The sequence below is a fragment of the Paroceanicella profunda genome, assembly GCF_005887635.2.
Classification (GTDB): Bacteria; Pseudomonadota; Alphaproteobacteria; order Rhodobacterales; family Rhodobacteraceae; genus Paroceanicella; species Paroceanicella profunda.
In genome coordinates, this window is sequence record NZ_CP040824.1 from 12,327 (window position 1) to 24,672 (window position 12,346).

The following is a 12,346-nucleotide window of genomic DNA, read 5'->3' on the forward strand; positions in this document are numbered from 1 at the left end:
TGCGCCCTCCGGTGCGCACGGCTTGCCGCCTGCCCCTCGCACGTCCGGGCCCTCCGCGCCCCGACCCGCTTCAGGCGGCCGGACCGGCGCGTGGCCGCGCGCCGCGCTCTTCGCGTCGGATGCCGCCCCGATCCCGACGCAGGGGACGTCTGCGGCAAACCGGAGCCGGTGGGTCTTCCCGATACCGGCATGGATGCCCGGGCGGCGGGCGTCTCCGCAGCCCCGCCCGCCCCGCGCGCCTGAGCCGCCCGGCGCCTGCGCCCGGGGGGCCGCATCACGCCGGACCCGGAGCAACCTTCTCCCATGCCGGCCCGGATGCAGCGGGGCCCAATATCTCCGCTGCGTCGCCCGGTTTGCGGGGCGCGGGCCCCCGCTCTGCGTCATCGGTTCATCGCGTTACCGCGTCGTCGTGCGGCCGGGCCACCGGGCCGGCGGATCAGCGGGTCGGCTGCCGGGCGGGGCGAAATTGTCGCCGGCCGTCATTTTCCAGTTGCGTGAATCGCATAAAGTACGAACTATATTTTTATGTACAGACTTTCAGTTGATATCGGCGGAACGTTCACGGACGTGGTGCTGGAAGGCCCCACGATCGCATCGCTCAAGACGCTGACCACGCCCGACGCGCCGGAAATCGGCGCGATGACGGGCATTGCGGAGCTGCTCGACAGCGAGGGCCTCCGCCTGACCGATGTCTCTGCCGTGATCCACGGCACGACGCTCGCCACCAACGCGCTGATCGAACGCCGGGGGGCGAAGACCGCCTTCATCACCACCGAGGGGTTCCGGGACATCCTGGAAATGGCCTACGAGAAGCGCTTCGACCAGTATGACACCGACCTGCAGCTGCCCGTGCCGCTGGTGCCGCGCGACCTGCGGCTGACGGTGCGCGAGCGGATGGACGCCGCCGGAGCCCCGCTCATCGCGCCCTCGCAGGCGCAGATGGACGCGCTCGCCTCGCGGCTGATCGCCGAGGGTGTGGAGGCGGTGGCCATCGGGTTCCTGCATGTCTGCGCCAACCCCGCGCATGAGCTGCTGGTGGCACAGTGGCTGCGCGCGCGCCTGCCGGAGCATGTCACCATCTGCCTGAGCTCCGAGGTCTCCCCCGAGATCCGCGAATACGAGCGCTTCTCCACCGTCTGCGCCAATGCATATGTACGGCCGCTGATGTCGCGCTACCTGCACCGGTTCGCCAGCGGGCTGCGCGGGCAGGGCTTTGCCGGGGAGTTCCTGCTGATGCTCTCCGGCGGCGGGCTCACCACGCTGGAACAGGCGGCGAAAACCCCCATCCGGCTGGTGGAATCCGGGCCGGCCGGGGGCGTGGCCCTCGGGGTGCGCGTCTCGCGCGAGACCGGGTGCGAGCGGCTGCTGGCCTTCGACATGGGCGGGACGACGGCGAAGATCTGCTTTCTGGAGCACGGCGTTCCGGCCACGGCGCGGCGCTTCGAAGTGGCCCGGGCCTGGCGCGACATGAAGGGCAGCGGCCTGCCGGTGCGCGTGCCCACCACGGAGCTGGTGGAAATCGGCGCCGGCGGCGGCTCCATCGCGCGGCGTGACGACATGGGCCGGCTGGCCGTGGGGCCGAAGAGCGCGAGCTCGGTGCCCGGCCCCGCCTCCTACGGCCGGGGCGGCACGGCCCCCACCATCACCGACGCGAACGTGGTGCTGGGCAAGCTGCGCCCGGAGGGCTTCGCCGGCGGCAGCTTCGCGCTGCGCCCGGACCTCGCCGCGCAGGCGGTGGAGCGGGACGTGGCAGCCCCGCTGGGCCTGAGCAGCACCGCCTGGGCGGCGGCCGGCATCGTGGAGATCGGCGAGGAGGCGATGGCGAATGCCGCGCGGGTTCATGCCATCGAGCAGGGCAAGGATGTCACCCGCTACCACCTGATGGCCTCGGGCGGCGCCGGGCCGCTCCACGCGGTGCGCATCGCCGAGAAGCTGGGCATCACCCGGGTGATCATTCCCGCCGACGCTGGCGTGGGCTCGGCCGTGGGCTTCCTCTCCGCCCCGGTGGCCTATGAGGTGGCGCGCACCGTGCTCACGCTCACCGAGCGTGTGGACCTTCCCGCCCTCGCCGCCCTGCAGGACGCGATGGCGCAAGAGGCGACCGGCGTGGTGGGCCCCGCGCTGGCACCGGGCGCGCCGGTGCACATCTCCCTCGCCGCCGAGCTGCAGTACCAGGGCCAGGGCCACGCGGTGCGCGTGCCGCTCGCCTCCCCGCTGCGCTCCGGAGAGGACATCGCGCGGATGACCGCCGCCTTCCACGCCGCCTACCGCACCATCTACGGCACCGACATGCCGGCGAACCCGGTGGAACTGGTGGCCCTCAGCCTCACCGCGCAGGGCGACGCCCCGCCGATGCGCGCGGTGCCGCCCGCGCCGCCGGCGCGGCGGGCCGGGCCGGCGGCCCATGTGCAGGTGTTCGACCCCGCCGTGGGTGCGGACGTGGCCTTCGGCCTCCATGCCCGCGACGCGCTGCCCGCGGGCGCGCGCTTCGACGGGCCCTTCCTGGTTCAGGAGGCCCAGACCACCACCTACGCGCCCGCGGGCTGGTCCGCCGAGGTCCACCCCGCCGGCCACCTGATCCTGACACGGGGAGAGCGGGCATGAGCCTGGAGAACGGCGCCCTCGGGGATGCGGAGGTCATCGCCCTCAACGTGATGTGGAACCGGCTGATCTCGGTGTGCGAGGAACAGGCCAACGCGCTGCTGCGCGTCGCCTTCGGCGCCATCGTGCGCGAGGCGGGGGACCTTTCGGCCGGCGTGTTCGACGCCGGGGGCCGCATGATGGCCCAGGCCGTCACCGGCACCCCGGGCCATGTGAACACCATGGCCCGTTCGGTGAACGCCATGCTCGCCCATGTGCCGGCGCGGACGCTGGCAGAGGGCGACGTGCTGGTCACCAACGACCCCTGGCTGGGCGCGGGGCATGTGTTCGACTTCGTCGTCGTCACCCCGGTGTTCCGCGGCGGGCGGATCGTCGCCTATCTCGCCTCCACCTGCCACGTGGTGGACGTGGGCGGGCTGGGCTGGTCGGCGGAGGCGCGCTCGGTGTTCGAGGAGGGCGTGGTCATCCCCGTCACCCGGCTGCGCAAGGCCGGCGTGCTCAACGACGAGCTGCTCGACATCGTCGCCACCAATTCCCGCGTCCCGCGCGAGGCGCGCGGCGACATCATCTCGCTGATGGCCTGCAACGACGAGGGCGCCCGCCGCCTCACCGACCTGATGGACGAATACGCCATCGCCGGGCTGGAGCGGCTGGCCGGCTTCATCTTCGAGCGCTCGCGCGGCGCGATGCTGGACGCGGTGGCCGCGGTGCCGGAGGGGGTGTACGAGAACACCATCCGGCTGGACGGCTACGACGCCCCCCTCACCCTGCGCGCCCGGATGACCGTGGGCGGCGGGCGCATCGCCGCCGATCTCGCCGGCTCGGACCGCGCGCTCGACAAGGGCGTGAACTGCCCGCTGGTCTACTCGCAGGCCTATGCCTCCTTCGGGATCAAGGCGCTGGTGGCGCCGCATGTGCCCAACAACCACGCCTCGCTGGCGCTGATCGAGATCACCGCGCCGCCGGGGCTGGTGGTGAGCGCCGAGCGCCCGCGCCCGGTCACCGCGCGCCACGTGGTGGGCCAGGCCCTGCCGGACCTGATGCTGGGCTGCCTCGCCCGGGCCTTGCCCGGCCGGGTGCTGGCGGAGAGCGCGGGTGCGCTCTGGGTGCTGGCGATCTCGGGGGAGGAGACGGCGGACGGCCAGCCGGGCTTTGCCTCCATCAACGTCGCCCTCGGCGGCATGGGCGCGCGGGCGGGGGCGGACGGGCTGTCGACCACGGCCTTCCCCTCCGGCGTGGGCTCGGTGCCGGTGGAGATCGCCGAGACCGTGGCGCCGCTGATCTACGTGGCGAAGGAATTCGCCCCCGACACCGGCGGCGCCGGCCGCCTGCGCGGCGGGCTCGGCCAGGAGATCCGCCTGCGCGCGGCCACCGACCGGCCGCTCACCCTTTCCGCCGCCGCCTTCGAGCGGCTGCGCGAGGGCGCGGCGGGCCGCGAGGGCGGACAGTCCGGCAGCCCGGGCGGCGCCCGCATCTCCGACGGCCGGGTGATCGACAGCAAGGGGCTCTACACCATTCCGCCGGGGGAGGAGCTGATCCTGCGCACCCCCGGCGGCGGCGGGTTCGGCCCGCCGGAGGAGCGCGCGCGCGACGCCGTGCGCCGCGACCTCGCACTGGGGCTGATCGGCCGCGCCGCCGCCTCCGACATCTACCGCTGCGCCGGGGAGCCGGCGCAGGATCCGCCAACAGGGAAGGACAACACATGAAACACGCACCCTTCGCCGCCGCGGCCCTCGCCGCCCTTCTGGGCACGAGTGCGGCGGCCCGCACCGCCTGGGACCTCTCCACCCCCTGGCCCGCGTCCAATTTCCAGGCCGTCGCGGCGCAGGACTTCGCCGACGCGGTGCGCGCGGCCACCGACGGCGAGGTGGACATCACCGTCCACATGGGCGGCGAGATCGGCGTGGCCGGCTCGGAGTCCCTCGCCGCGGTGGAGACCGGCATCGTGCAGGCCGCCGACTACCTGCTGTTCCTGCAGGCCGGCGAGGAGCCGCTTCTGGCCATGGACACGCTGCCCTACCTCGTGCAGGGCCAGGAGGAGATGCGCCTGTTCCTGAAGGCCGCCGGCCCGGCCTTCGAGGAGATCGCCGCGCGCCACAACCAGAAGATCCTCTACTACGTGCCCTGGCCCTCGCCGGGCGTCTACAGCCGCAGCGCCATCTCCACGGCCGCGGAAATGTCCGGCCAGCGCATCCGCGCCTTCAACCCGGCCAGCTTCGCCTTCCTCGGCAAGCTCGGCGCGGCGCCGCTGGAGATGCCCTGGGGCGACGTGGCCCCCGCGCTCGCCGCCGGCACCATCGACGGCGTGGCCACCTCCACCTCCTCGGGCGTGGACGGCAAGCTGTGGGAGTTCACCTCGCACTTCAACCCGCTGAACTGGAGCACCTCCACCGACGTGGTGACGGTGAACCTCGATGCCTGGAACGCCCTCACCGAGGAGCAGCGCAGCACCATCGAGGCACTGGCCGCGAAGATGCAGCCGGAGTTCTGGGCGCTCAGCGCGGCGGAGGACGAGGGCAAGACGGAGATCCTGCAGCAGAACGGCATCACCGTGAGCGAGGCCGACGACAGCCTGAAGGCGCTGATGGCCAGCGGCGGGCGCGAGATGTGGGCCGCGTTCGTGGCCCGTGTGCCCGAGGCCGGGCCGATCATCGACGCCTACGCCGCCGAAGCGGGCAAGTGACCCGTCCCCGCGGCGGCCCTGCGGCCGCGGGGCGTCCGGCGTCCGGCCGCCCTGCTGCGGGGGGTTCGAACGCCTGTCACGCGAGGGCGGCCGGGTGTGCGCAGACGTACCGCCCGCAGGCGGCGCGGCCCGTGGCCTCCCGCCGCCCCGTTGCCGCGGGGCCCCGACCGACAGACCTCCCGGCGGCCGGGGGAGCCGTGCCGCCGGATTGCGGCGCGGCACCCGTCGCCTCGCCTCCGGAGGGCGGCGGAGGTTCTGCTGCGTTCCGGCGCTGCGGGAGCGGGGCTTCCGGCCTCCGCGCGGCGGCACCGCGCGTCACGCACCCCGGGCGGGGCCGTGCTCCCGGGGCCGCCGGGCGGCGGGCATCCCGGGGCCCGGCGGCCACGCGGCCGCCCGCTTTCCGGTGCCCGCCCACCGGGCGGCCATCTGCTTCCTGCCGCCCGGCGGCCAAGTGGCTGCCTGCTTCCTGCCGGTCAGCCGCCACGCAACCGGCTGCTTCCCGCCGCGCGGCCGCTGTCCGGCCCCGGCACCCCCGTCGCGGCCGCGCCCCGGCCGCGCTCCCCCTTCGGAGGACGCGATGATCCGCAGGTTCCTGAGTTTCACCGACATCACCTCGCGGGCCGCCGAGGCGCTGGCCGTGCTGCTGCTCTTCGCCTTCTGCCTGCTGATGCTGGCGGAGGTGTTCTCGCGCGGCTTCCTGGCCACCAGCCTGCCGTTTTCATGGGAATACGCCGCCTTCGCCATGGGCGGGACCTTCCTGCTCGGCCTCGGGCCGGCGCTGCGGCACGGCACGCAGGTGCGGGTGTCGCTGGTGCTGGACCGGGGCGGCCCGCGCTGGCGCCGGGGGCTGGACCTCGCGGCCACCGCCGCGGCGCTGGGGCTGGGGGTGCTGGTGTTTCTTGCGCTGTTCTCGGTGTTCCAGACCTCGCTCGCGCGCGGCCTGCGCGCGGCAAGCTACATGGCCACGCCGCTGGCGGTGCCGCAATTCATCGCCCTGCTCGGCGCGGGGCAGTTCGTGCTGGCGCTGGCCGCGCGGCTGCTGCGGCTGATGCTGGGCGAGCCCACCGAACTTCCCCGCCCGGACGAGGACCTGCCCCATGCTTGAGATCGCTCTCGTCGCCCTGCTGCTGTTCGTGGTGCTGCTGCTCGGCTCGGTCTGGGTGGGGCTGTCGTTGTTCGGCGTGGGGTATGTGCTGCTCACGCTCTACAAGCCCAACATCCCGCTCGACGCCTTCGCCGGCAAGCTGCTGTGGCAGGCGACCACCTCGCGCGAGCTGCTGGCGCTGCCGCTGTTCATCCTGATGAGCGAGATCCTGGTGACGGCGCAGCTCGGCCGCTCGCTGTTCTCCGGCCTCGCGCCGTGGGTCGCGCGGGTGCCCGGCGGGCTGGTGCATGTGAACGTGGCCGGCTCGACGCTGTTTGCCGCCGTCTCCGGCTCCTCCGCCGCGACCACGGCCATCGTGGGAAAGGTGACCCTGCCGGAGCTGGCCGCGCGCGGCTATGACCGCAACCTCTCGATCGGCAGCCTGGCGGGCGCGGGCACGCTGGGCTTTCTCATTCCGCCCTCGATCATCATGATCATCTACGGGGTGGTGGCCGAGCAGAGCATCCTGCAGCTTTTCATTGCCGGCATCCTGCCCGGGCTGCTGCTGGCCGCGCTCTACAGCCTCTACATCGGCCTGCACCAGTCGCTCAGCGGCGCGCGCCCGGTGCTGCCGGAGTTCACATGGGCCGACCGCTGGCGCGGGCTGGCCGAGATCGGGCCGCTGGGCGCGTTGATCGCCGGGATCATGGGGTCGCTCTACCTCGGGCTGGCCAGCCCGACGGAGCTGGCCTCGGTGGGCGTGCTGGGCGCGGTGCTGCTCTCCGCGGCGCGGCGGCGGCTGAGCCTGGGCGGGCTGGTCACCGCCGGCCGGGCCGCGGTGCGCACCAGCGCGATGATGGGGCTCATCCTGCTCGGCGCGGCGCTGCTGAACGCGGCGCTCGGCTTCCTGGGCCTGCCGAAGTACATTGCGGGGGAGATCGCGGCGCTGCATCTGGCGCCCTTCGCGCTCATCGCGGTGCTGCTTGCCTTCTACGTGCTGATCGGCATGTTCCTGGACGGCACGTCGATCATCGTGATGACGCTGCCGATCACCCTGCCGCTGGTCACCGCGGCCGGGTTCGATCCGATCTGGTTCGGGATATTCGTCGTGGTCGCCGTGGAGATTTCGCAGATAACGCCGCCGATCGGCTTCAACCTCTTCGTCATCCAGTCGCAGACCGGGGCGACGATGGGCGCGCTGGTGCGCGCGGTCTGGCCGTTCTTCCTGATCCTGCTGGGTTTCGCGCTGCTGCTGGCGCTGGTGCCGCAGATCGTGCTCTGGCTGCCGGGGCAGCTGTGATGGCGGAGGTGCTTCACAGGCAGCTCGCCGAGCGGCTGCGCGGCCGCATCACCTCGGGCGACTGGCCGGTGGGCGAGCGCCTGCCGCCGGAGGTGGAGCTGGCCGCGGCACTGGAGGTGAGCCGCTCCACCCTGCGCCAGGCGCTGGGGGAGCTGGAGGCCGCGGGCCTCGTCCAGCGCCGCAAGCGCGCCGGTACCACGGTCATCGCGCGCGAACCGGCGCAGAGCTTCCGCATGACCACCACCGGCTTCAACGAGGTGCTCAGCCTCAGCCGGGAAACCGCGCTGGAGATCACCGGCCAGCGCCACGTGGCCGACGGCACGGTGGCGCTGCTCGAGGGCCTGCTGAGCGGCACCGGCCACTGGCTGGAGGTGACGGGCCAGCGCCGCATCGAGGGGCAGGCCACGCCGTTCAACTGGTCACGGATCTACGTGCCCGGGCGATACGCCGGCATCGGGCCGGGGCTGGAGCGGCCCGTGGGCTCGGTCTACGGCGTGATCGAGGCGATGTTCGGCGTGCGGGTGGGGCGGGTGAACCAGTCCGTCACCGCCACGCCCTGTCCCGGCGCCATCGCGCGCGGCATGGGGCTGGAGCCGGGCGCGCCCGTCACCCGGATCATCGCCCGGCTCTATGACCGCGAGGACGGGCTCATCGAGGTATCCCACGCACTGTTCGACCCCGCGCGCTTCCAGGTGAACACCGATGTCCGCATCTCCTGAGGGCGGGCTGCGCACCCTGGTCACCGGCGGCGCCGGGGCGCTGGGGCAGGGGATCGTCCGCGCGCTGGAGGGGCGGGGCGATCGGGTGATCTGCCTCGATCGCACCGCCCCCGCCGAGGGCGCCCACATCTGCGCCGACCTCGCGGACCCCGGCTCCGTCCAGGCGGCGATGGCGGAGGTGGCGGCGCGCTTCGGCGGGCTGGACGTGCTCGTCCATACCGCCGGCATCCTGCGCCCCGCCGCCTTCCTCGACATCAGCGAAGGCGACATGCGGGCGCATCTCGACGTGAACGTGATGGGGGCGCTGCGCGTCTGCCAGCCGGCGGCGCGGATGATGATCGGCTCGGGCGGCGGGCGCATCGTGCTCGTCACCTCCATCCACGGCCAGGTCGGCGTGCCGGAGCGCGGGGCCTACGCGGCTTCCAAGGGCGCTGTGGCGGCGCTGGCGCGGGTGATGGCGGTGGAACTGGCGCAGCACCGCATCCGGGTGAACGTGCTCGCGCCCGGCGCGGTGAACGCCGGGATGACACCGGACCCGGCCACCCGCGGCGGCTGGGTGGCGGCAACGCCCAGCAAGCGCGTGGCCCACATGGAGGAGATCGCCCGCGTGGCGGCGATGCTCACCTCCGAGGATGCGAGCTTCATCAACGGCCAGATCATCGCGGTGGACGGCGGCGCCAGCACCCTGCGGGTCTTCGGCCCCTGAACGCGGACCCATCCGCGCCGCCGGTGCCGTGGACCGCGTCGTCGCCGCGCGCCCCGGCCCGGAGACCTGTCGCGCCCCGCCCGGACCGGCGCATCCCGGAAGACAACCTGGAGCAGGGACGGCACCCTCCGGGCCGGCAGGCCGGCGACCCGGGCCACCTCTCCCCCCCGCGCGGCCGCAGCAGCCAGGCGCTGCACGACGACCTTGGCCGCGAGGGAGCTCCACCGGAGGCGGCGCGGAAACCGCGGCCTGCCGGGGCGAACCTCCGGCGTCCGCAAGGCGCCGCCCCGCCCTCCCGGGCGGCGGCGGAGTGCAGGCGCCTTGCCCGCCGGTTTCGCCCTGCGGCGGGCGAAACCGGCGGGGAGGGGCTGGACATCCCGATATTTGCGCGTATATACCCGCACCATGAGTTATGAATGCTACCCCACTCTGCTCCGCGCCGCGACGCGCAGGCTGGCCGCCCTCTATGACGAGGCGCTGGCGCCGTTCGGCGTCAACATCGCCCAGTTCTCGCTGCTCAGGATGATCCGCCATGCCCAGCCGGTCAGCCTCACCGACCTCGGCCATCGCGCCCAGCTCGACCGCTCGACGGTGGGGCGCAATGTTCGGGTGCTCGAACGCATGGAGCTGGTCAGCGCCGGGCGCGGCAAGGACGACCAGCGGCAGGCCCTCATCTCCCTCACCGGAGCGGGGGAGGAGCTGCTCAAACGCACCGGCCCGGTGTGGCGCGAGCGCCAGGCCAGCATCGAAACCCGCATCGGGGCGGAGAAGATCACCGCCCTGCGAGACATCCTCGACACGCTCTGACACCCCCTGACGCGCGGGCCTCGCGCCTGCAGACCAGATACGGGTACCTACCCGCAGAAAGGACCGCCGATGACCACCTCGCCCCCGCCCGCCGTCCGCCCGGCGCCGCTTGCCGGCCAGCTCGCCCGCCACGGGGTGCATTACGGCTGGGTGGTCGCGGCGGTGACCTTCCTCACCATGCTGATCACCGCGGGGGCGGTGGGCACGCCGGGGGTGCTGATCGGGCCGCTGCGCGACGAATACGGCTGGAGCACGGCCGACATCTCCTCCGCCTTCGCGGTGCGGCTGGTGCTGTTCGGGATGATCGGGCCCTTCGCGGCGGCCTTCATGAACCGTTTCGGGCTGCGGCCCGTGGTGAGCGTGGCGCTGTTGCTGATCGGGGCCGGGGTGCTCGGCTCCTTCGCCATGACGCGGCTGTGGCACCTGGTGCTGCTCTGGGGCGTGGTGGTGGGGTTCGGCACCGGGCTCACGGCCATGGTGCTGGGCGCCACGGTCGCCACGCGCTGGTTCGCGCACAGGCGGGGCCTGGTGATGGGGCTGCTCACCGCCAGCACGGCAACGGGGCAGCTGGTGTTCCTGCCGCTGCTCGCGCGGCTGACGGAGGCTTTCGGCTGGCGCAGCGGGCTGGCGCTGGTGCTTGGCGTGCTGCTCGTCGCGGCCATTGCCGTGCTGGCCCTGATGCGCGACCGGCCGGCGGACCTGGGCCTGCTGCCCTATGGCGCCACGGAGCCGGTGCCGGCCGTGCCGCGCCCGGCGAGCTTCGGCGCCATGCTGGCCTCGCCGCTGTTGGCGCTGCGCAGTGCGGCGCGGGACCGGACCTTCTGGGTGCTGTTCGGCACGTTCTTCATCTGCGGGGCCTCCACCAACGGGCTGGTGCAGACGCATTTCATCTCGCTGTGCGGCGATTACGGCCTCGCGGCGGTGCTGGCGGCCAGCATGCTGGCGCTGGTGGGGGTGTTCGATTTCGTCGGCACGGTGGGCTCCGGCTGGCTGTCGGACCGGTTCGACAGCCGCTGGCTGCTGTTCTGGTACTACGGGCTGCGCGGCCTGTCGCTGATCTACCTGCCCTTCACGGATTTCTCCGTGGCGGAACTCTCGGTCTTCGCCGTGTTCTACGGGCTGGACTGGGTCGCGACCGTGCCGCCCACGGTGAAGCTGGTGGCGGACCGGTTCGGCGCGCAGTCCACGCTGGTGTTCGGCTGGGTGTTCGCCGGCCACCAGCTGGGCGCCGCCTTCGCGGCCTACGGCGCCGGCCTGAGCCGCGCGCTCTACGCCAGTTACCTGCCGGCCTTCTTCGCCGCCGGCTTCCTGTGCCTCATCGCGGCACTTGCCATCCTCACCCTGCGCGACCCGCGCGGCAGACCCCTTGCCGGCCAGCCCGCCTGAGCCGCAGACAGAAAGGCCTCCTCCATGAAACATCGCAGTTTCGGCCGCACCGGCCTCCGGGTTTCGCAGATCGCGCTGGGAACCGCCAATTTCGGCACCCGCTGGGGCCACGGCGCCGACGCCGAGACCAGCGCCGCGATCTTCAACGCCTACGCCGAGGCCGGCGGCGCCTTCATCGACACCGCGGATATCTACCAGTTCGGAGAATCCGAGGAGACGCTCGCCGGCCTGCTCGCCGGGCGCCGGGACATGTTCGTGCTGGCCACCAAGTTCACCAACGGCGCGGTGCCGGGGGCCGGGCGGCTGGTGACCGGCAACAGCCGGCAGGCGATGGTGGCCTCGGTGGAGGCCAGCCTGAAGCGGCTGAAGACCGACAGGATCGACCTTCTCTGGGTGCACCACCCGGACGGGATCACCCCGTCGGAGGAGATCGTGCGCGGCCTCGACGACCTCGCCCGGGCGGGCAAGATCCTCTACGCGGGCCTGTCGAACTTCCCGGCCTGGCGGCTGGCACGGGCGGTCACCCTGGCGGAGATGACCCGCGCCGTGCCAATCGCGGCGGCGCAGTTCGAGCACAGCCTGGTCCACCGCCTCGCCGAGGAGGACACCTTCCCCGCCGCGCGCGCGCTCGGGCTGGGCATGGTCACCTGGTCCCCGTTGGGCGGCGGCCTGCTCACCGGGAAGTACCGCGCGGGCGAAACCGGCCGGGCCGAGGCCCTCGGCGGCCGGGTGTTCCAGGCCGAGAACACCAGCCAGCGCAGCGCCATCGTCGACACCGTGCTGGACATCGCGCGCGAGACCGGCGCCAGCCCGGACCAGGTCGCCATCGCCTGGGCGGGCAGCCACGGCGCGGTGCCGCTCATCGGGCCGCGCAGCTTCGCCCAGCTCACCAGCAATCTCGGGGCCCTCACGGTGGAGCTTTCGGGCGCGCAGCTCGCGCGCCTCGACACGGTGAGCGCGACGGGCCCCACCTCGGAGGCTCCGCGCGCCGGCGCCCCCTGGGACGGCGTGGAAACCGCAACCGCACCGGTGGCCTGAGCAGCCGCCGCCGGCAGAGACG

The 12,346-nt window shown here is 73.2% G+C and carries 10 protein-coding genes; all 10 read left to right on the plus strand.

Translation table 11 applies throughout. From position 1 onward, the window contains the following. Positions 1-525 precede the first annotated feature (525 nt). The 10 genes from FDP22_RS23970 to FDP22_RS24015 all read left to right on the plus strand — a co-directional run bounded on the left by FDP22_RS23970 (position 526) and on the right by FDP22_RS24015 (position 12,324). Positions 526-2,604: a hydantoinase/oxoprolinase family protein gene (locus tag FDP22_RS23970; RefSeq protein WP_138579037.1), complete on the plus strand. Its 2,079-nt coding sequence runs from the start codon at positions 526-528 to the stop codon at positions 2,602-2,604. After that, on the plus strand, positions 2,601-4,307 hold the full coding sequence (locus tag FDP22_RS23975; RefSeq protein ID WP_138579039.1) for a hydantoinase B/oxoprolinase family protein: 1,707 nt from the start codon (positions 2,601-2,603) through the stop codon (positions 4,305-4,307). The genes FDP22_RS23970 and FDP22_RS23975 overlap by 4 nt, the downstream gene beginning before the upstream one ends. Then, positions 4,304-5,284 carry a TRAP transporter substrate-binding protein gene (locus FDP22_RS23980; RefSeq protein ID WP_138579041.1) on the plus strand — a complete coding sequence of 327 codons (981 nt, stop codon included), beginning with the start codon at positions 4,304-4,306 and terminating at the stop codon, positions 5,282-5,284. The genes FDP22_RS23975 and FDP22_RS23980 overlap by 4 nt, the downstream gene beginning before the upstream one ends. Before the next feature lie 577 nt (positions 5,285-5,861). After that, positions 5,862-6,389 (plus strand): TRAP transporter small permease subunit, encoded by a 528-nt coding sequence (locus tag FDP22_RS23985; RefSeq protein ID WP_138579043.1) that lies wholly within the window; start codon positions 5,862-5,864, stop codon positions 6,387-6,389. Further along, positions 6,382-7,668, plus strand: a complete 1,287-nt coding sequence (locus tag FDP22_RS23990) for a TRAP transporter large permease (RefSeq protein WP_138579045.1) — start codon at positions 6,382-6,384, stop codon at positions 7,666-7,668. Before FDP22_RS23985 ends, FDP22_RS23990 begins: the two co-directional genes overlap by 8 nt. Next, on the plus strand, positions 7,668-8,387 hold the full coding sequence (locus tag FDP22_RS23995) for a GntR family transcriptional regulator (RefSeq protein WP_138579047.1): 720 nt from the start codon (positions 7,668-7,670) through the stop codon (positions 8,385-8,387). Before FDP22_RS23990 ends, FDP22_RS23995 begins: the two co-directional genes overlap by 1 nt. Beyond that, positions 8,371-9,093 (plus strand): SDR family NAD(P)-dependent oxidoreductase, encoded by a 723-nt coding sequence (locus tag FDP22_RS24000; protein WP_138579049.1) that lies wholly within the window; start codon positions 8,371-8,373, stop codon positions 9,091-9,093. Before FDP22_RS23995 ends, FDP22_RS24000 begins: the two co-directional genes overlap by 17 nt. Before the next feature lie 405 nt (positions 9,094-9,498). After that, positions 9,499-9,900, plus strand: a complete 402-nt coding sequence (locus FDP22_RS24005; protein ID WP_138579051.1) for a MarR family winged helix-turn-helix transcriptional regulator — start codon at positions 9,499-9,501, stop codon at positions 9,898-9,900. Positions 9,901-9,969: 69 nt separating this feature from the next. Then, complete coding sequence (locus FDP22_RS24010) at positions 9,970-11,286, plus strand: MFS transporter (RefSeq protein WP_138579053.1); 1,317 nt, start codon at positions 9,970-9,972, stop codon at positions 11,284-11,286. Between the two features lie 24 nt (positions 11,287-11,310). After that, positions 11,311-12,324 carry an aldo/keto reductase gene (locus FDP22_RS24015; protein WP_138579055.1) on the plus strand — a complete coding sequence of 338 codons (1,014 nt, stop codon included), beginning with the start codon at positions 11,311-11,313 and terminating at the stop codon, positions 12,322-12,324. Positions 12,325-12,346 lie beyond the last annotated feature (22 nt).